Annotated in this window: 17 protein-coding genes, 2 rRNA genes, 1 other RNA gene and 1 pseudogene; 10 read left to right on the top strand and 11 right to left on the bottom strand. The window is 48.7% G+C overall.

Going from position 1 to position 18,278, the window contains the following annotated elements:
- The 7 genes from D6D85_RS06680 to ndhC are packed head-to-tail and all read right to left on the bottom strand — an operon-like array spanning position 1 to position 4,466.
- A complete protein-coding gene (locus tag D6D85_RS06680) occupies positions 1-483 on the bottom strand; it encodes an NADH-quinone oxidoreductase subunit J family protein (protein WP_125671297.1) in 483 nt (160 codons plus the stop codon).
- Entirely contained in the window at positions 467-949 is a 483-nt protein-coding gene (locus D6D85_RS06675) for a NuoI/complex I 23 kDa subunit family protein (RefSeq protein WP_125671296.1), read from the bottom strand. Before D6D85_RS06675 ends, D6D85_RS06680 begins: the two co-directional genes overlap by 17 nt.
- The gene (gene nuoH, locus D6D85_RS06670) at positions 939-1,958 is read right to left on the bottom strand and encodes an NADH-quinone oxidoreductase subunit NuoH (protein WP_125671295.1); all 1,020 of its coding nucleotides are present in this window, start codon (positions 1,956-1,958) and stop codon (positions 939-941) included. The genes D6D85_RS06675 and nuoH overlap by 11 nt, the downstream gene beginning before the upstream one ends.
- Positions 1,958-3,127, bottom strand: coding sequence for an NADH-quinone oxidoreductase subunit D (locus D6D85_RS06665; protein WP_125671294.1), 1,170 nt, complete (start codon positions 3,125-3,127; stop codon positions 1,958-1,960). Before D6D85_RS06665 ends, nuoH begins: the two co-directional genes overlap by 1 nt.
- Positions 3,117-3,593: an NADH-quinone oxidoreductase subunit C gene (locus D6D85_RS06660; RefSeq protein WP_125671293.1), complete on the bottom strand. Its 477-nt coding sequence runs from the start codon at positions 3,591-3,593 to the stop codon at positions 3,117-3,119. The genes D6D85_RS06665 and D6D85_RS06660 overlap by 11 nt, the downstream gene beginning before the upstream one ends.
- A complete protein-coding gene (locus D6D85_RS06655) occupies positions 3,580-4,104 on the bottom strand; it encodes an NADH-quinone oxidoreductase subunit B (RefSeq protein WP_125671292.1) in 525 nt (174 codons plus the stop codon). The genes D6D85_RS06660 and D6D85_RS06655 overlap by 14 nt, the downstream gene beginning before the upstream one ends.
- Positions 4,089-4,466: an NADH-quinone oxidoreductase subunit A gene (gene ndhC / locus D6D85_RS06650; protein WP_125671291.1), complete on the bottom strand. Its 378-nt coding sequence runs from the start codon at positions 4,464-4,466 to the stop codon at positions 4,089-4,091. The genes D6D85_RS06655 and ndhC overlap by 16 nt, the downstream gene beginning before the upstream one ends.
- A 142-nt stretch (positions 4,467-4,608) precedes the next feature.
- Here ndhC and D6D85_RS06645 point away from each other — a divergent pair, with 142 nt between their 5' ends.
- Both D6D85_RS06645 and D6D85_RS06640 read left to right on the top strand, forming a co-directional pair.
- Complete coding sequence (locus D6D85_RS06645) at positions 4,609-5,061, top strand: 30S ribosomal protein S15 (protein WP_125671290.1); 453 nt, start codon at positions 4,609-4,611, stop codon at positions 5,059-5,061.
- The gene (locus D6D85_RS06640; RefSeq protein ID WP_125671289.1) at positions 5,051-6,433 is read left to right on the top strand and encodes a DHHA1 domain-containing protein; all 1,383 of its coding nucleotides are present in this window, start codon (positions 5,051-5,053) and stop codon (positions 6,431-6,433) included. Before D6D85_RS06645 ends, D6D85_RS06640 begins: the two co-directional genes overlap by 11 nt.
- Before the next feature lie 77 nt (positions 6,434-6,510).
- On the opposite strand, the gene D6D85_RS06635 is transcribed toward D6D85_RS06640, so the two are convergent.
- The gene (locus D6D85_RS06635) at positions 6,511-6,834 is read right to left on the bottom strand and encodes a prefoldin subunit (protein ID WP_125671288.1); all 324 of its coding nucleotides are present in this window, start codon (positions 6,832-6,834) and stop codon (positions 6,511-6,513) included.
- A 55-nt stretch (positions 6,835-6,889) separates the two neighbouring features.
- Complete coding sequence (locus D6D85_RS06630) at positions 6,890-7,312, bottom strand: hypothetical protein (RefSeq protein WP_125671287.1); 423 nt, start codon at positions 7,310-7,312, stop codon at positions 6,890-6,892.
- A gap of 289 nt (positions 7,313-7,601) precedes the next feature.
- Here D6D85_RS06630 and D6D85_RS06625 point away from each other — a divergent pair, with 289 nt between their 5' ends.
- The 7 genes from D6D85_RS06625 (at position 7,602) to D6D85_RS06600 (ending at position 15,359) form a co-directional block, all read left to right on the top strand.
- Positions 7,602-8,090: a cob(I)yrinic acid a,c-diamide adenosyltransferase gene (locus D6D85_RS06625; RefSeq protein ID WP_125671286.1), complete on the top strand. Its 489-nt coding sequence runs from the start codon at positions 7,602-7,604 to the stop codon at positions 8,088-8,090.
- A gap of 73 nt (positions 8,091-8,163) precedes the next feature.
- Positions 8,164-9,090, top strand: coding sequence for an ornithine carbamoyltransferase (gene argF, locus D6D85_RS06620; RefSeq protein ID WP_125671285.1), 927 nt, complete (start codon positions 8,164-8,166; stop codon positions 9,088-9,090).
- 249 nt (positions 9,091-9,339) lie between these two features.
- A 16S ribosomal RNA gene (locus tag D6D85_RS06615) occupies positions 9,340-10,840 on the top strand.
- A gap of 102 nt (positions 10,841-10,942) precedes the next feature.
- A 23S ribosomal RNA gene (locus tag D6D85_RS06610) occupies positions 10,943-13,988 on the top strand.
- Together the 16S and 23S rRNA genes form the textbook arrangement of a ribosomal RNA operon.
- Before the next feature lie 28 nt (positions 13,989-14,016).
- Positions 14,017-14,293: RNase P RNA component (gene rnpB / locus D6D85_RS06605), an RNA gene on the top strand.
- Positions 14,294-14,773: 480 nt separating this feature from the next.
- Positions 14,774-14,923 carry a hypothetical protein gene (locus tag D6D85_RS16225; protein ID WP_161969726.1) on the top strand — a complete coding sequence of 50 codons (150 nt, stop codon included), beginning with the start codon at positions 14,774-14,776 and terminating at the stop codon, positions 14,921-14,923.
- A gap of 97 nt (positions 14,924-15,020) precedes the next feature.
- Positions 15,021-15,359 (top strand): type II toxin-antitoxin system VapC family toxin, encoded by a 339-nt coding sequence (locus D6D85_RS06600; RefSeq protein ID WP_125671284.1) that lies wholly within the window; start codon positions 15,021-15,023, stop codon positions 15,357-15,359.
- A 369-nt stretch (positions 15,360-15,728) separates the two neighbouring features.
- Here the strand turns inward: D6D85_RS06600 and ftsZ are convergent, their stop codons facing one another.
- Positions 15,729-16,952: a cell division protein FtsZ gene (gene ftsZ, locus D6D85_RS06595; RefSeq protein WP_125671283.1), complete on the bottom strand. Its 1,224-nt coding sequence runs from the start codon at positions 16,950-16,952 to the stop codon at positions 15,729-15,731.
- Positions 16,949-17,095, bottom strand: a complete 147-nt coding sequence (locus D6D85_RS06590) for a ribbon-helix-helix domain-containing protein (protein ID WP_125671282.1) — start codon at positions 17,093-17,095, stop codon at positions 16,949-16,951. Before D6D85_RS06590 ends, ftsZ begins: the two co-directional genes overlap by 4 nt.
- Before the next feature lie 338 nt (positions 17,096-17,433).
- On the opposite strand from D6D85_RS06590, the pseudogene D6D85_RS06585 reads away from it, so the two are divergent.
- Positions 17,434-18,278: pseudogene (locus D6D85_RS06585) on the top strand (aminomethyl-transferring glycine dehydrogenase subunit GcvPA); the annotation flags it as partial.

The raw sequence follows: 18,278 nt of genomic DNA, 5'->3' as shown, positions 1-18,278 counted from the left end.
TTATACCTCCCTTCTAGCCAATGTTATTGCCTCTATTAACGTTGTAACTAGGGCAAGAGCAGCAACAAGAAGAGAAAACCAGTATCTCTCAAGCAAGATTGATGTGAGATCCCTATAGTTTAGATAAAATGATGTCTCTCCCCTTCCTCCAATAAAGAGTTCAGAAAACAGTATAATAAGCATTATAACTGATATTACAGCAGTTATCTTTGTTTCTGGTTCTACTGATGGAGCTTCTCTCATCATAACTAAAGAGAAGAGGATAAATGTGACAGCAGCTCCCACATAGACTGCTAGGTGGAAAAGAGAGATTATCGGAAATCCTAGAATAGCAAATAGAATCGCATTTGCTATTCCTAGGATGGAAAGAAAGAAAGCAGAGTATACTATAGATCTGTGCCAGACAACCATAACAGCAGCTATAACGGCTAAAAAGGACGATAAAATGAACAACAAGAGATTTGGATCAATCAACAGGCTCATATTTTATCCCCCTCTTCTCATCCAAAATTACTCTCACTCTTCTTCCCTTATGCACATGCTTGATACCCTCTGCGAATTTATCGGGCGGATAAAAATGCTCCTCATAAGTATAATATGCCATATCATGGACTTTGCTGAAGGTAAGCGAGTTCGTGGGACATATATCGACACAGAAACCGCAGAAGATGCACCTAGCATAGTTTATCCCTGGTCTTTTTACTATCTTCTTCTCTTTCTCAGACTCCTCCTTTGAGACATACATCTTTATTGCGTCCGCAGGGCATATCATTGCGCAAAGAGAGCACTTTATACAGGAATTCCAATCATATTCTATCATCCCCCTATAGCCTTCTGGAAGTTCTTCTATGTCTTCCGGATACATTATCGTCATTCTGGGACCAGAGAAAAGGTACTTGGTCCCTGTTATTATCGCCTTGACATGTCTTACGGTTCTATCAATAGACAAATCTAACACCTCCCATCACAAGAAGAAGAGAGATAAATATGGAGATAAGGGAGAGAGGAAGTGATATCCTCCATCCTAAGCCTATTGCCTGGTCTATTCTAAATCGAGGATAAACAGCTCTAAGGAATGCGCCAAACGCAACTAATATAAAAGACTTTATAAATAAAACAGAGCCTGAGATAAAAGGATTTCCGATCATGGATTGAGGCAATGGATTCCAACCACCCAAAAACAGTATTGAATAGACTAAGCTTAGGACATAGAGCTTTACATAAGAGGCACCCATTACAAGTCCGTAAAGAATGCCTCCATATTCTGTATACGGCCCTGCGACTATTTCGCTTTCAGCCTCTGGTATCTCAAACGGGAACTTCGATGTTGACATATACATAAGGACAAGCATGTTCACAGCAGCGACTGGATTGAGGAAAATACCCCAAATTCCTCTTTGGGCCTCAGCTATCTCAACTAAATCCAAAGTTCCATAGAGAATTGCCATGGACAAGGCTGAAAGGAAGATTGGTATCTCGTAGGATATCACGAGATATCCTTCTCTTACGCTTCCTATAAGTGAGAACTTGTTGTTGCTTGCCCATCCCATCAGAACAGTAAATATGGGCGCAAGAGTAGTCAAAGCCAGAGCTATGAGGAGAGATAGGTCGCTTCTGAATGCATAGTAGCTTGGACCTATTGGTATCACCACAACAGGAAGATATGCCAGCCCAAAGAGGAATACTGGAGTTAGAAGAAATGCTAACTTGTCCACATCCTTTGGAATTATCGGTTCCTGAAATAGATATCTTATTAGGTCAGCTACTGTCTGTATCACGCCACCGAGCGGTTTTATTATATAAAGAGGACCATATCTGAGCTGTACTTTGGCAGCAATTTTTCTCTCAAGCCATATTATTATAAGAAGGACAATAAAAGCGGCTATAAGGCCTGGAAAAACAAGAGGAATGAAAATATATGGCTCGAAAAGTATGTTTAAAATCTCCTGTACCTGCATTATCTATCAGCCTCCGGTGGAAAGTAATCCAAACTCCCATATATAGCTGGGATATCGGCTACTCTAGCCCCTTTTGTCAGATGCTCAAATAGCACGACATTTCTAAAGGAGGGAGTCACCATCCTCAACCTGTACGGGCTTGTCTTTCCATCACTTATTATATGGAATACAACTTCTCCCCTTCCTCCCTCAACCCTTGCAATTGCCTCCCCCTCAGGAGCCTTTAGATTGGCAAAAAGAGAGGGGAACTTCACAATACCAGTGCTTTTGTACTGCTCTTTGAGCTTCGGCGGTATGAGTTTTTCATAATTCTCATGCAAAATTGGACCATCAGGAATTCTCTTGAGCACCTGTCTTATTATCTTAATGCTTTCCCCTATCTCTCTAACTCTCACCATAACTCTGGCAAAGGAATCACCTGCTTTCTCTGTTATCACATCGAATTCTACATCAGGATATGCTGCATAGGGTTCGGCTTTTCTAACATCATATGGAACATTGCTAGCTCTCAGATTCGGTCCAACAGCGCCAAGCCTTATTGCATCCTCCCTCTTTAACACTCCAACTCCCTCAAGCCTAGCTCTTGTCACCGGGTTGTTGAAATATATATCGAAGTAATCCTTCATTCTGCCCTCCATGTATCTTAACACCTTCTCAACTTTATCAGCAAATCCCTTTGGCATATCCCTTCTTACACCTCCTGGTATTATGTAGGAGTACGTCAATCTTGCTCCTGTCAGCTCCTGTGCAAGCTGTAGAAATGGCTCTCTATCACCAAAACACCACATATATGCTGTTGAAGAACCTATCATGACCCCATGAATTCCAAGACCATATAAATGGCTGTGTATCCTAGTTATCTCAGCAAGAAGAGTCCTAAGATACCTGGCTCTGGGAGGAGGTTCTATTCCCAGAAGCTTTTCCAGGGCCATTACGTAAGCTAAGTTATTCGCTGTAGTATCAGGCAGAGAAGGTCTCTCCACCAAGGGTATTATCTGAAGGAACTTCTTTGTCTCGGCTATCTTCTCAACCGACCTGTGGACATATCCTATATCTGGCCTGAGTTCGGTTACAACATCTCCATCTATCTTTGCTATGAGCCTCATATGACCTGATGCTGGATGCTGTGGCCCTATCAAAAGCTCCAGTTCCCTCTCCTCAGCCTCCATAGTCTATCCCCTCCGTTTTTATCTTAAATTCCTTTCTCAGAGGAGGAATTCCCTCATAGTTTTCCGGCAGCAGGAGTTTCCTTCCCATCCTCGGATGGCCCTCAAAATAAATGCCCATCATTTCATGCTCTTCATGCTCTTGATATAGGACGCTGGGCCATATCTCAACTAAGGAGGGAGCTCTAGGGTCATCTCGAGGAAGAGAAATTTTCAAGTTAACTAAATAATATGAAAGATCGCCCAAATATGAAGAAATTATATAATCAACTTCAAATATATCTCCCCTATCCACCGCTGTCACTGCCTTCACATGATCGAAGCCGATGGAGCTGAGCCTTCTTGCAATCTCAATGACATCATCCCTTGATGCTCTTATATTCACTACATTGGGATCCCTCGCCTCTATCTCAGCCTTTAAGTCTCTCAATTCGCCCTCTATTTTCTGCTTCAGCTCATCTATCCTCATACTTCACTAACTCCCCCCTTCTTATCCTCTCTTGGAGCATTATTATGGATCTAGCAACAGCTTCCGGCCTTGGAGGACATCCTGGAATAAATACATTAATTGGAAGTATGTCCATCGGTCTCACTATATTGTAGCTGTTCCAGAAGATCCCCCCTCCTATTGCACAAGCTCCCATTGCTATGACAAATTTAGGCTCAGGCATCTGCTCATATATCCACAGGGCGGCTTCAGCCATCTTCTTGCTTAAAGTTCCCTCTATGAAGAGGACATTGCATTGTCTTATTCCTATGAATGGAAGAAAGCCGAACCTCTCAGTATCATATTTAGGGGCTGCTGCAGCAGCAAACTCTGCACCACAGCATGCTGTTGTGAAGTGAACAGGCCAAAGAGAAAATGAGATTCCCCAGTCCACTATGTTTCTTATCGGTTTTCTGTTAACTAGCCATTTTGCAGCCTTTTTGGCGGATCTCTCAAGGTTTCCGATGAACATCGCGTTTAGGGAGCAGACCATAATTCTAACCTCCTAGCTGAATGAATGCCAAATATGAGAGGAGGGATAAGCATCCCGACTATGCTGGAGAATAAAATGAGGGCATTTACCGGGTATTTATGTGTCTCCAGTAGGAAGAGAAATGAGTATATCATTATCGGCTCAAGAGTTAGGAAAAGGATCAAATAGGGATAATATTGCATCATGAAGAGGCCTCTAGCCCTCCCTTTAGGGGGATTAGCGCATTCATATCTCTCCCTTTTTCTAGGAAAATCTCTTGAGGGGGCAAGAAGTTTTCCCAGCAGGATGCCAATTAATCCAAGGCCTATTCCGAGGATCAAGCCAATTGAGATAGTTGCGAGAACCTCATATTCTGCTGCCATCCCGGTCTGGGCATGCGATAAGACCTTAAGTTAAAAACTTTCTACTCCTCAGAGTTCAATTAAAAATTCAGCAATGATTTATTTATATAAATATAGTGGGGAAGTTTAAATACCCGAAGATCAGCTCTTCCTCGGTGTCCCGATGGCTAGGATGCACAGCAGGAAGAGAGGGAAATCAGCGTCAGATAGACCAAGAACTACAGATTTAAGCTGGATTCCGCTGAGCAAGGAGGAGATAGAAGAGACTATCGTAAAACTTGCCAGAAAGGGCCTGCCTCCAAGCCAGATAGGGATGGTATTGAGGGATAGCTATGGAGTTCCACTTGTAAAAAGAGTTCTCGGCAAGAAGATAACTGAAGTTCTTGCCGAGAAAGGATTAGCTCCAGAGATACCGGAAGACCTGAGCTATCTTATAAAAAGAGCTTATAGAGTGAGAAAACATCTGGAAACTCACAGGAAGGATCTGGTTTCAAGAAGGGGTTTATCTCTTATAGAATCCAAGATACACAGGCTAGTGAAGTATTACAAGAGGGTTGGAAAACTGCCGAAGGACTGGAAGTACTCACCGGAGATATCGGAGCTCTATGCCGCTTGAAGTTCTCGGTAGAATAGGTAAAGACATATATAAGGCCTTTTTGGAAACCTCAGATTTCCTCCTAAATAACTGGAGGAGGAGAGATCTCCTTCCAGTCAGGGTAGTGGTTCACAACGATGCTGACGGTCTTAGCTCGGCTGCGATAGTATCGGATTTTCTCGACAAAATGGATGTGCCCCATCATATATCGGCTGTGAAGTACATAGATCAGGATTTGATAGAAGAGCTTCTTGGGGAGAGATATCCTCTTGTTATATTTGGGGATATAGGATCAGGCTATAAATCGCTTGTTGAGAAATTGGCTGAGAAAGCTAATGTGATAATTCTGGATCATCACAGACCGGATATAATATCAACAAAAATAAGGGATTTGAACCCATTTCTTTTTGGCATAAATGGGGATGAGGAACTTTCAGGTGCTGGTGTCGCATATCTTCTCTCCGAGGCTCTCAGATCGGACACATCACCTCATATACCTCTCATAGGAGCTCTGGGAGATCTTCAGTACTCTGAAAGCCACGAGCTGAGTGGTATAAACAGGATGATAGCTGAGATAGCAGAAAGAAATGGAATAATATCAATAAAAAACGACTTAAAGCTCTTTGGCGGTCCCGGATATCCTCTTGCAGCAGCTCTCGAGAGGACAGTTCAACCACTCATCCCAGGAATTTCCGGAAATAGCTCTGCTGCTGTAGGTCTCCTCGAGAAGCTTGGAATACCTGTGAAGAAAGATGATAAGTGGACAACTCTTGAAGATCTTTCAGCAGAGAAGAAAAAAGAGCTTGTAAGCGAGCTCATAAGGATTATAGCTCCGTTTTCTGATCCAAAGGAGATAATAGGAAAGGTATACCTGCTGAGGAGCGAGGAACCAACCTCATTTCTCAGAGATTTAAGGAGCTTTGCAACAGTTTTGAACGCATGTGGAAGAATGGGAAGGCCAGAAATAGGCATAATGCTTGCCAAGGGAGTGAGAAAACATATAAACGAAGCTGCCGATATTCTTAATGATTATAGAAAGGAGATAAATGAGGCAGTGGTAAGATATGAAAGCAGTGCTAGAATTGTGGAGAAAATAGCGTTTATAGATGGAGAGGAACATATAAGGGACACAATGATAGGTGTTATTGTCTCAATACTAAGCAAGAAGCTAAAAACAAGGGCTGTCATTGGATATGCTTCTTCTAACGGAAAGATTAAGGTGTCAGCTAGATCAGCCGATAGATCTATTGGACTTAGTGGAATTCTAAAAGCAGCATGTGAGGCTGCAGGTGGAATCGGAGGGGGACACGAAGAGGCTGCGGGAGGCTTAATACCAGCCAATAGAAAAGAAGATTTCGAAAGAAAGGTTATTGAGCTTCTAAGGGAAAGCTAGTAATAACAGCATCTTAACGGAAACCATGAGAATTACTAAAAACCATATAACAAGCTTATCAGGGGCTATACAAGAGTTTAAGCGCCAGCTTCTCCAGCCTTAACGCTCTCAACAAGTTGTTTTAGCTCAGTTCTTGCCCTGTTCTCCTTTTTCTTCAGCTCCTCTATTAGCGAGCTGAGCATGTTCCTCCTGGCTTTGAGATCTATTAGTGTCTCCTCCTTTGTTCTTCTGACGTATATATGTCCAGCTCTCTCATACAGAACAGCATCATCTGGAAGATTTTCAAGCCTGCTCAGAGCTTCCTCTATTCCCTGAAGTTCAGCAGTAAACTCTGCTATCCTCAACCTAGTGCTTTCTATTTCCTCCAGCAATTCCCTGTACTTGGCTTCAACATAGGACATAGGAGGTTATACTCCTGACTATATATAATTTTGTCCTCGGAGTCCAAATATCTCCCTAGTATACCTCTATTGCTGCTTTCTCCAATAGATCTAAATCAGGTCTCTCCGGCCAATCCTCTATCCTCAGTCGTTTCCTTCTACAGAAGTCCACATACCTTCTTATAGTTTCCTCTAGATCCTTTCCTATCAGAAGAAGAAAGAAATGGGGCTTATTTGCTTTAGCAATTCTCAGTGCTCTCTCCACTTGCCTATCTCCTAGGATGTTACATATGACTTCATTTTCAATGCTTCTTGCTATATTCCTTCCCTCTTTAAATGACCTGACAGCTCTTCCAAATGAGAATGCAAGATGAAACTTGGAGGCGATCACATCACCTAATGTTAAAAAGCCTTCTCCATTAACTTTTTCAGCGGATGACACAAATGAGGCTATTAATATGTAATCCGAGGCTTTGATAGCGAGAATTCTCGAGCTCATCAGCTCAGATATCTCTTTGAGAAATAAATTTTTCATTACAAATTTTGAAAAGCAGATCAGAAAAATTAACTCCGATTTCAGCAGATCTCTCAATAAAATTTCTCCTTTAGTTAATTTTTTAACAATTTCTTGCCCCTCTAAAATTACTTTTTCTCACCAGTTCCTCTTCGCAGTCAATTTAGCAAAGTACTATTGGATGAAAAGATAGATAAAAACTGTTACTCATGAAAAATTCTTTCCTCACTTTCGCTAGCTAAAAGCTTTTTTATTTCCCTTTCTTCTAAGACATATGATACATGTGTATACTGGAAATGGAAAGGGGAAGACCACAGCTGCATTCGGCCTTGCTTTAAGAGCCTTGGGAAATGGAATGAAGGTATTTATAGTCCAGTTCATGAAAGGAGGAGAAAGCGGGGAGGTAAGGGCGATAAAAAGGTTTGAAAACGTATCTATCCTCTTATCCGGAACAGGAAGATTCCTACCTCCTGCTAAAGAGGAGGATTATGAGAAAGCAAGAGAAGGACTGGAAGCAGCTAAAGACGCAATAAAAACATACGATATGGTTATTCTGGATGAAATAAATGTTGCAGTTCATTTTGGATTGATAGAGGTTGAGGAGCTACTGGATATTATCAGAAAGGCGGAATGTGAGGTAGTTCTCACGGGAAGGTATGCTGATAGAAGGCTAATTGAGGTAGCTGATTATGTAACAATATTTCAAGAATTGAAACATCCGTATATGAGGGGAGTTAAGGCAAGAAAGGGTATAGAGTTCTGATATCAGCAGGAGGCAGCTCTTTCTCATATTTTCTTAAAGAAAAGTTTTTTACTATCTGCTTTTGTCATACCCTATGAGGCTCTCATATCTTAGAGGAAGGGACTTCCTGACCCTCACCAGTTTCAAGCCCTCTGAATTTAAGGCACTGCTTGAAAGATCCTTCGATCACAAGAAGGGTCTTGTCAAGGGTAAGCCGCTGAGCGGAAAACATGTTGCTGCTATATTTGAGAAGCCATCCACGAGGACTAGGGTTTCTATGACTGTAGCTGTTGAGAGCTTGGGAGGAAATTTCATAAATCTCTCCGAGGAGGCAATGCAGATATCCAGAGGAGAAAGCCTGAAGGATACTGCGCTTGTGCTGAGCAGATATGTTGATGCTATCGCTGCTAGAGTAAAGAAACATGAGACGCTCGAGGAATTGGCTAGGTGGGCATCAGTTCCGGTTATAAATATGCTTTCAGACAAGTACCATCCGCTTCAAGCACTGGCGGATGTGATGACCATAGTGGAGGAGTTCGGACAGAGAAAAGTTCTGGTTGTCTTTCTTGGAGATGGAGCAACAAACACAGCATTGAGCTTGATGCACGCTTCTGCTCTGATGGGCTATGATTTTAGAGTGGGGGCTCCCTCAAAGTATCAGCCTCCGACAGAAGAAGTTGAAGTATCGAGAAAAATAGCCGAAAAAACTGGAGGATCAATAGAGATTTTTGAGGACCCAGAGAAGGCTATAAAGGATGCAAACGTCGTCTACACCGACACTTGGGTCTCCATGGGCGTTACAGATGTGGAGGAGAGGATGAGAGCTTTCAGGAAATACCAAGTAAACTCGGACATAATGAGACTTGCCTCAAAAGATGCAATAGTTCTGCACTGTCAACCTTGGTTCATAGGACAGGAGATAACCGAGGAAGTGGCATATGGAGAGAGAAGCAGGGCTTTTGATCAGGCTGAAAACAGGCTTCACACAGCAAAAGCTGTGCTAGAGGCTCTAATTACATGATTCCAACATTAATAACACATTTTAATTAGAAAAATCTTTATATAGCTGCCACTGGTATACTAAGCTTGCCATGGTCCCGGCAACTCCACCTCGATGGGATGAGGCCTGCGGCTGAAAGGGGTGGTGTTTCCATCCATGGCAACAGTTCTTATGCGGGCATAAGGAAAACGCTTATGCGGATCCCTTATGCCCAAGAGAGTTGGGGTGTCCCCGTGGAGAGATTATCATATGAGGCCTGCGGCCAGTATGAGACCGGTTGATCCTGCCGGAGGGAACCCCTATCGGGTTCAGACTAAGCCATGCGAGTCGGCTGGGGGCACTTGCCCCTGGCGGCGCACGGCTCAGTAATACGCGGTCAACCTACCCTGGGGACCGGGATAACCTCGGGAAACTGAGGCTAATCCCGGATAGGTGTGGGGTGCTGAAATGCCCTCACGCCAAAAGTAGGCGGGAAATGGACCGCTGAGGCCCCAGGATGGGACCGCGGCCTATCAGGTAGTAGGTGGGGTAACGGCCCACCTAGCCTACGACGGGTACGGGCCCTGAGAGGGGGAGCCCGGAGATGGGCACTGAGACAAGGGTCTAGGCCCTAAGGGGTGCAGCAGGCGCGAAGATTCCGCAATGCCCGAAAGGGCGACGGAGTGAACCCGAGTGCCACCCGCTGAGGGTGGCTGTTCCCCTGTGTAAAAAGCAGGGGGTAGAAAGGGGAGGGCAAGGCTGGTGGCAGCCGCCGCGGTAAAACCAGCTCCCCGAGGGGTTCCCACGCATACTGGGCCTAAAGCGTCCGTAGCCGGCCCTGCAAGTCTGCAGTTAAATCCGCCTGTAGACAGGCGGGCTGCTGCAGATACTGCAGGGCTAGGGAGCGGGAGGAGCCGGGGGTATTCCCGGGGGAGCGGTAAAATGCGTAGATCCCGGGAGGACCACCAGTGGCGAAGGCGCCCGGCTTGAACGCGTCCGACGGTGAGGGACGAAAGCTGGGGGAGCAAACCGGATTAGATACCCGGGTAGTCCCAGCCGTAAACGATGCCGGCTAGGTGCTGGCCAAGGTTTCGGCCTTGGCCAGTGTCGAAGCGAAGGCATTAAGCCGGCCGCCTGAGGAGTACGGCCGCAAGGCTGAAACTTGAAGGAATTGACGGGGGGGCACCACAAGGGGTGAATGCCTGCGGCTTAATTGGACTCAACGCCGGGAATCTTACCGGGGGCGACAGCAGGATGAAGGTCAGGCTGAAGACCTTACCAGACGCGCTGAGGGGTGGTGCATGGCCGTCGCCAGCTCGTGCCGTGAGGTGTCCTGTTAAGTCAGGCAACGAGCGAGACCCCCGCCCCTAGTTGCCAGCGGCCTCCTTCGGGAGGGACCGGGCAAACTAGGGGGACCGCCTCCGAAGAGGAGGAGGAAGGTGGGGGCTACGGCAGGTCAGTATGCCCCTAATCCCCCGGGCCGCACGCGGGCTGCAATGGGCGGGACAGCGGGATGCGACCCCGAGAGGGGGAGCTAATCCCTCAAACCCGCTCGTAGTTGGGATCGAGGGCTGCAACTCGCCCTCGTGAACCCGGAATCCCTAGTAACCGCGGTTCTCCATACCGCGGTGAATACGTCCCTGCCCCTTGTACACACCGCCCGTCAACTCACCCGAGTGGAGCTGGGGCAAGGTCCCAGCTCCAAAAGAGCTGGGATCGAGCCTTGGCTCCGCGAGGGGGGGTAAGTCGTAACAAGGTAGCCGTAGGGGAACCTGCGGCTGGATCACCTCCCACAAAGGGGACACCCCAACTCTCCCTTATGATCCCGCATATCTCTGATATGCGGGTGAGCGCTAGGCTTATGCCAATGAGCGCCTGATGCGCTAGTGATCCCTGGCCATTGCTGCTACGCCGCCTGGTGGATGGCTCGGCTCGGGCGCCGAGGAAGGGGGTGGCAAGCTGCCATAAGCCCCGGGGAGCCGCATGCGGGCTTAGATCCGGGGATCCCCGAATGGCAATGCCGCCCTTAATGGGCGCTCCGATGAGGAGCGGGAACCCCCCGAACTGAAGCATCTCAGTAGGGGGAGGAAGAGAAATCAAAAAGAGATGCCCTGAGTACCGGCGAGGGAAAGGGGCAGAGCCCAAACCGAACGTCCCCTTGTAAAAGGGGACGGATGTGGTGTTGTGGGGCAGCCTAATGCCTCCACCACGGGGAAGCCGAAGTGAGCTGGAACGCTCCGCCATAGAGGGTGAGAGCCCCGTAGGCGTAACCTGTGGTGGAGGTTGGCTGTTCCCTGAGTACCGCGGGTTGGAATACCCGTGGGAACTGGGGGTCACCGACCTCCAAGGCTAAACACGTCCCGAGACCGATAGCGCACTTAGTACCGTGAGGGAAAGCTGAAAAGCACCGTTGGCGCGGGGTGAAAAGAGCCTGAAACCAGGCGGTCATAGGAGCGGCAGCCCTAAAAGGATGAATGCCCCGAAGGAAAATGCCGCAAGGCATGAGTACGAGGGGCTGGACTGGGGTTGCCCCGTACGTCTTGAAACACGCGCCGGGGAGTTCACTGGCGTGGCGAGCCTAAGGGCTGAGGCCCGGAGGCGGAGCGAAAGCGAATGCCCCGCAGCTTCGGCGAGGGGGCTGCCTCTGAAAGGGGGCTTAGTCACGCCAGTGAGACCAGAAGCCGGGCGATCTACTCCTGGGCAGGGCGAAGCCGGGCCGCAAGCCCGGTGGAGGCCCGATAGGGATGGTGAGGTGCAAATCCCTCCCGTGACCTGGGAGTAGGGGCAAAAGACCAATCTAGCCCGGCAATAGCTGGTTCCCACCGAAGCCTCCCGCAGGAGGATCTCCGTGGAGGGAGAGGGCGCGGTAGGGCAACGATTGGGCGGCAAGGGGATCTAGGTCCCCACCGCCCTTTCGAACCCCGAATGCGCCCTCCCCGTAGAAGCGGGGAGCCGGGCGGCAGGGGGAAGCTCTGTCGCCGAGAGGGGAACAACCCAGACTGGGGTTAAGGCCCCCAAGTCCCGGTTAAGTGCCGAAATCCGAAGGGAGTCTCCCTCCTAAGACAGCGGGGAGGTAGGCTCAGAAGCAGCCATCCTTTAAAGAGTGCGTAACAGCTCACCCGCCGAGGAGGGAGGCCCCGAAAATGAGTCGGGGCTGAAACCGGGCGCCGATACCCCAGTGGCGCATCCGGATGGATGCGCTAGGTAGGTGGGCGCGCACACTGGGCAGAAGTCGGGGCGTGAGCTCCGATGGACCGGTGTGCGTCGCGGATCCCGGCGGTAGTAGCAGCAAAGCGGGGTGAGAATCCCCGCGGCCGAAAGCGCCAGGGTTCGCCGGCAATGCTTCGTCAGCCGGCGGTAAGCCGATCCTAAGGCACCTCCCAACTGGACGGTGCCGAAAGGGAAGCCGGTTAATATTCCGGCGCCACCGGGATAGGTGCGGCAACGCAAGCCCCTCTCCTGACGCCTCGGGCTAGGCAGAGAGGGGGCCAAAAGCGACCCTCCCAAGCACTGAAGGCCGTGGAGTACCGTAAAGGTGAGAAGCGGCTGAAGGTGTGATGGGGAGCCCTTTTGGGCTCTTCTGCTGATGCCTGGGGCCCATGAAAAGGGAGAGGGGAACGATTCCCGGTGATCGTACCGAGAACCGACACTGGTGCGCTGGCTGAGAAGGCCAAGGCCTGTCGGCCCTAACGCGGGAGAGGGAACTCGGCAAACTGGCCCCGTAACTTCGGAAGAAGGGGTGCCTGCGTCTCTCCCTTCGGGGGGATTCGCAGGTCGCAGTGACAAGGGGTGCCCGACTGTTTAACAAAAACATAGTTCCCCGCAAGCCCGAAAGGGTTTGTACGGGGGATGAGGCCTGGCCAATGCCGGTACCTGAACCCCGGGTTCAACCGGGAGAAGGGCCGGTGAAAGCCGGGAGTAACTCTGACTCTCTTAACGGTCGGTCTCCGCTCTCTATAAGGGGGCCGCCGGGGGAAAGGTAGCCATATGCCTTGCCGAATAAAAATCGGCGTGCATGAATGGCTTAACGAGGTGCCCGCTGTCCCCTCCCGCATGCCGGTGAACCCGCATCCCGGTGTACAGACCGGGACGCCCCAGTGGGGAGAGAAGACCCTGTGGAGCTTCACTGCAGCCTGGCCTTGGGATATATCTGCGGATGCAGAGCGTAGGTGGGAGCGATGTGACAGCCCTCGAGGGGGCTGTTGAAGCGGCCCTGGAACACCACCCTTCCGCGGGTGTATCCCTAACCCGAAAGGGGACAGGGCTAGGTGGGCAGTTTGGCTGGGGTGGTACGCCCCTGCAAAGATATCAGGGGCGCCCAAAGGCAGGCTCAGGTGGGACAGAAACCCACCGTAGAGGGCAAGGCCAAAAGCCTGCCTGACTGGATCCCTAAACGCGTGGGATCCAGAGGTGAAAGCCGGGCCTAGCGAACACTCGAGCCCTCTCGGTGAGGGCCGGGTACGACAGAAAAGTTACCCCAGGGGTAACGGAGCCGTGGCGGGTGAGAGTCCCCATCGGCCCCGCCGCTTGCTTCCCCGACGTCGACACTGCCCATCCTGGGGGTGCAGCAGCCCCCAAGGGTAGGGATGCTCGCCCATTAAAGGGGAACGTGAGTTGGGTTCAGAACGTCGCGAGCCAGTTCGGTTTCTACCTGCTGGGGCTGCATGGCCGCCTGAGGGGAAGGGACCCTAAGTACGAAAGGAACGGGGTGCCGGGGCCTCTGGTGTACCGGTCGTCCTCCAGGGCGTCGCCGGGTAGCCACGCCCCAACCGGTAAGGGCTGAAAGCATCTAAGCCCGAAACGGGCCCCGAAAATAGGCGGCCGTCCCGGTAAGGGTAAGGGCGCGGGTAGAAGACCCGTTTGATGGGGTGGGGGTGTAAGGCGGGAGCTTATGCGGACCGCCTCAGCCCACCACTCCCAAAGCCCGAAAGCAGTGGCCAGGGATCAGCGATACATCAGGCGCTCGTGGAGAGGGAGCTGGGCGGTTCGGCTTTTTGCTGAGGAAGGTCCACCCACCCTTTTTGGCAGAAAAGCCCTGAGAGGGGCTCCCCGCTCACAGAAACGACACGGCCTCCCGGGTATGGCGATGATGCCTTAAAGCTTAGGACCCTGGAGGAACCGGTGAAACGGGGGCGGGGCTGCCGGGTGCAAGCCCGAAAGGGCGCGAAGCCAAATCCGCCCAAATTGGGTGGATTGGATTGATCCAATCCGCCCAAGTACAGAAGGTGGACTAAAGCTCCCACTCCACACATTCTGCTTGAAGGACTTAGCATTTTAGAATTATAAAAAGCTTATTTGTTTTTCCATTGAAGATCCTCCATGGGAAGCAAAGAAGCTGCCACAGGATAGCTCTGCAGGATCTCTGAATGCCTCATTGCTTTAGCCCTATATTCTCAGTTTTCATGAAATACCGAGTTCTTAGAACAGGCTTGTGAATGCCCTAAAGGAAAAGCATGGGAAAGCACAGCGAGAAAGGTGCACTTGGAGTAGCAGAGATAACAGAGCACAGTTCTTTCCTTTTGTGCCAAGATAAACTCTACAAAAATAAGTTGGAATCTATATATCTGAAAAATATATAGACTAGTGGATAAGCAACTTGAAGGATTGCTCCACTAAGAAATGAAAAAAGTTATATCGAAGAATTGATGCAGATGAGGCTGAGGGTGGATTCCAAGGGAAGGATCTTGTTACCTGAGGAGATCAGGAACTGGGAGAGGTAGTGATCTTGGAGAGGACGAAGGATGGATTTCTCCTGAAAAAGGAGAAGACGTTCTTAGAGGAATTTAAGGAGGTTATCAGCTCAGATCCTCCTCGGACAGGAGAGCCGGAGAACTGGCCTCCCTCTGAGATGAAGAAAATCTGGGTGAGGCATTGATCGTCGGTCTAGATGCAAATATACTTATTCCCTTGATCCGGCCTATCCTGAGCATAAATACCTGAGAAATCTGTTGCTCAATCTGTCACCGGATAATATGGTAGCAGTAAATCCAACTGTGATTCATGAGACCTACCATGTCTTGGTATTCAGCCAGAAGTGGGTTCCCTCAGAGGCAGCTAAAAGGCTTCACATGATCTTAGAGCACCCTTACATAAAGTTCCTCGGTCAAACTTTATCAGATATAGGCTTGGATCTGGCTGTAAATTATGGTCTGGGAGGTAGAGACTCACTGATACTGGCAAACTTCATTATGAACAGGGTACCTGTGATGTACACCCACGACGATGAGCTTCTTCTCCTGGAAAAGGTTGAATGGAAGGGATTTACAATAAGGCTTGTGGATCCATTGAAACAGGGTTTTTCACCGCAGTGAAAACTAATAAATGGTATCTAGGGATGAGATGCTCAACAGTTTACGGGGCTCTCAGCTTTAACATAAAAATATGAAGAATTCTTGAAGTAGGAATACGTAATCGGAAAATTTAATATCAAAACCTCTCTAGAGAGTGCGAGGATGACTAGAGGACTTCCTCAAGCTCCTCTTATTGAAGGGGCCTATATAATCCGGAATCTCACAAAGAGAATTGAAGAAATCTGTTCATACACCTTCCTTTTCACATGTGCAATGAAAAGAAACTAAAACTGGAGTCAGCCTTGCCCACTGGAAAGGTAGTCGAATTCTAATAAGGGGGCAACAAAATGAATGATGAATCATCCAATCAAAAAAGAGGAGGAGGCCCCTTCAGAACTTCAGCATGTAGCCGGGGCCTAAAGTAGCAGCTACGATCTCCTCTACATCCTCCTCAGGCCTAATCCAGTTTATTGGTGATCTTTTTACTGGCTCTGGTGTGCCCGGGAGTATCTGGGGGGAGTGAATGCCTGAGAGGAGGAGTATCACCCTTATCTTCTCCCCTAGGTTTGGATCTATGTCAGCCCCTATCTTCACCACTGCATTCGGATCCATCCTGCTTGTCACGTACTCAGCTATCTCAGTGACCTCCGAAAGCTTCATTGAGGGGCCTCCCGTCACAACTATCAGTGCTCCTGTTGCTCCATCCGTGCTTATGTCTATTAGCTGGTTCTCCAATGCCATCTTCACAGCCTCAGTTGCCCTGTGACTTGGATGATCAGATTCCCCTATCCCAACTGCTGCCACACCGCCTGCAGCCATCACATTCCTGACATCCTGAAGGTCCACGTTGACAAGGGCTTTCTTGTTTATTATCTCAGTTATCCCCTTGACCATCACAGCCAGAGTGTAATCCCCTATTCTGAAGGCATCCTGAATTGGCAAAGGCCCAGCTAATGAGAGAAGCTTGTCATTGGATATCAGGACAACTGTGTCAGCATACTTCCTGAGCTGCTTTACTCCCTCCATTGCCACCTTCATCCTCAACCTCTGCTCAGCCTTGAATGGAAGCGTGACAACACCTATCACCCTAGCTCCTTTCTCCCTCGCTATCCTTGCCACGACAGGGCTAGCTCCGGTCCCAGTTCCTCCTCCCATTCCAGCGGCCACAAATGCTAGATCAACTCTGTTCCCCATCGCCTCAGCTATAAGGCTTGCATCGTTCTCCGCACAAGCTCTTGCAAGCTCAGGTGAGCCTCCAGCTCCCAATCCATTTGTTATCGATTTCCCTATCAGCACTTTCTTGTGCGCCTTCACCCTCTGAAGGTGCTGGTAATCGGTGTTCACAGCTATGACCTCAGCTCCCATAACTCCAAGCTCCATAAGAGTGTTTGCAGTGTTGCATCCAGCCCCTCCAACCCCCAGTATCACTATTCTTGCCTTTCCAACGCCTCCATCCATTCCTGTATCAAGGGGAACTTCATAACTCCAGTAATCCTGCTCCATCTGCTTCTCATCCTGTTTTTCATTTGATAGATTCCTGAGGAGGTTCAGTATCTCCTCCCCCTTTGTCTTCTGCTCACTTTTCTTCAAAGCCTCTGAAAAGAAACTGTTCATCTCGCATCCCTCCTCCTGCTCTCCCTGACAAGGAGCCTTATTGCATCCCTTATTGCCTCGCTCTTGCTCGTGTATCCTAGCTCCTTTACAGCCCTATTCAGCTCCTCCACAAGGGCCTCAGGTATGTGGAATGATACTATCATACAACCACCGGAAAAGCTCTGCTAAAGGAGATATATAAGTGATTCCTTCTTATGGATTCTGTCTTTTTGTTAGAATTTCGCATTGAACATATTTCCCGCCTTTCTTTTCCTATATAACCATTTTTCCCATCTTCAGAGAATTTCCCCTTAATTAAGTGCGAAAAAGGGATAATTAAAAATTAAAGCTGGTATATTCCTCCAGATTTGTGAAAAAGCTGTAAAAAAGCGATAAGCCACAGTTTTCTGATGTGAAGGTGCAATGAGCTGATGTTTCAACTCCGCTTCTCTCAGCTCATGGCCTCAGAAAACATTAAATTTTGCCCTCAGATGATGCGATTATGCACAGGAGGCTTCTTCCCAACATAGATCTAATCCCTGAGATGCTCAGGAGAATTGGCTTGAGCGATATATCCGATCTCTTCTCCGATATACCGAAGGAGATAATGTTAGAAGAACCTCCCGATATAGGAAAACAGCTTTCAGAACTGGAGCTGGAGAGGGAGTTTGATAAGATAGCATCGAAGAACACAGTTGGAATTTGTTTTGCGGGAGGAGGATGCTGGTTCCACTATGTCCCAGCCATAGTTGATGAGATAGCTGGGAAGCAGGAGTTATACACATCATACACACCATATCAAGCTGAGGTATCTCAGGGAGCCCTTCAGGCGATATTCGAGTATCAATCCCTGATGGCAGAGCTTTTAAACGTGGATGTTGTGACAGCTTCTCACTATGACTGGTCAACAGCTCTTGCTGAGGCAGCTTTAATGTCAGCAAGGGTAACTCACAGGAAAAAAGTCATTATACCTGAGAACATCCATCCAGAAAGGGAGGAAGTGCTCAAAACCTATTCAGCTGGAGCAGGCCTGAAAGTTGAGAAATATTTGATGGACAGGGAGACAGGGGAGGTTGATATATCATCATTAAAGCCTGATGAAAGCACAGCAATGGTCTACTTTGAGAGCCCGAATTTCTTCGGAATAGTTGAGAGGAAAGCAAGGGAGATAGCTGAGATAACACGTGAAAAAGGTGCTCTTGTTGTCGCAGGGGTTGATCCATTGTCCCTTGGGATCTTCAGGCCCCCTGATGCCGATATAGTTGTCGGGGAGGGCCAGCATCTAGGCAGCTATCCATCATTTGGAGGACCTTCTCTGGGCATAATAGGGGTAAAGATGGATGCAAG

This window comes from Candidatus Methanodesulfokora washburnensis, from assembly GCF_003947435.1.
In the GTDB taxonomy this organism is placed as follows: Archaea; Korarchaeota; Korarchaeia; order Korarchaeales; family Korarchaeaceae; genus Methanodesulfokora; species Methanodesulfokora washburnensis.
This window is presented reverse-complemented; position numbering and strand designations above follow the sequence as displayed.

Coding starts and splice junctions, on each gene's coding strand:
- D6D85_RS06640 (WP_125671289.1), top strand. CDS start 5,051: ATGCCGCTTGAAGTTCTCGGTAGAATAGGTAAAGACATATATAAGGCC.
- ndhC (WP_125671291.1), bottom strand. CDS start 4,466: ATGGCAGCAGAATATGAGGTTCTCGCAACTATCTCAATTGGCTTGATC.
- nuoH (WP_125671295.1), bottom strand. CDS start 1,958: ATGCAGGTACAGGAGATTTTAAACATACTTTTCGAGCCATATATTTTC.
- D6D85_RS06625 (WP_125671286.1), top strand. CDS start 7,602: ATGATACATGTGTATACTGGAAATGGAAAGGGGAAGACCACAGCTGCA.
- D6D85_RS06655 (WP_125671292.1), bottom strand. CDS start 4,104: ATGGTCTGCTCCCTAAACGCGATGTTCATCGGAAACCTTGAGAGATCC.
- D6D85_RS06660 (WP_125671293.1), bottom strand. CDS start 3,593: ATGAGGATAGATGAGCTGAAGCAGAAAATAGAGGGCGAATTGAGAGAC.
- ftsZ (WP_125671283.1), bottom strand. CDS start 16,952: ATGAACAGTTTCTTTTCAGAGGCTTTGAAGAAAAGTGAGCAGAAGACA.
- D6D85_RS06645 (WP_125671290.1), top strand. CDS start 4,609: ATGGCTAGGATGCACAGCAGGAAGAGAGGGAAATCAGCGTCAGATAGA.
- argF (WP_125671285.1), top strand. CDS start 8,164: ATGAGGCTCTCATATCTTAGAGGAAGGGACTTCCTGACCCTCACCAGT.
- D6D85_RS06590 (WP_125671282.1), bottom strand. CDS start 17,095: ATGATAGTATCATTCCACATACCTGAGGCCCTTGTGGAGGAGCTGAAT.
- D6D85_RS06630 (WP_125671287.1), bottom strand. CDS start 7,312: ATGAGCTCGAGAATTCTCGCTATCAAAGCCTCGGATTACATATTAATA.
- D6D85_RS06665 (WP_125671294.1), bottom strand. CDS start 3,127: ATGGAGGCTGAGGAGAGGGAACTGGAGCTTTTGATAGGGCCACAGCAT.
- D6D85_RS06680 (WP_125671297.1), bottom strand. CDS start 483: ATGAGCCTGTTGATTGATCCAAATCTCTTGTTGTTCATTTTATCGTCC.
- D6D85_RS06635 (WP_125671288.1), bottom strand. CDS start 6,834: ATGTCCTATGTTGAAGCCAAGTACAGGGAATTGCTGGAGGAAATAGAA.
- D6D85_RS06600 (WP_125671284.1), top strand. CDS start 15,021: ATGGTAGCAGTAAATCCAACTGTGATTCATGAGACCTACCATGTCTTG.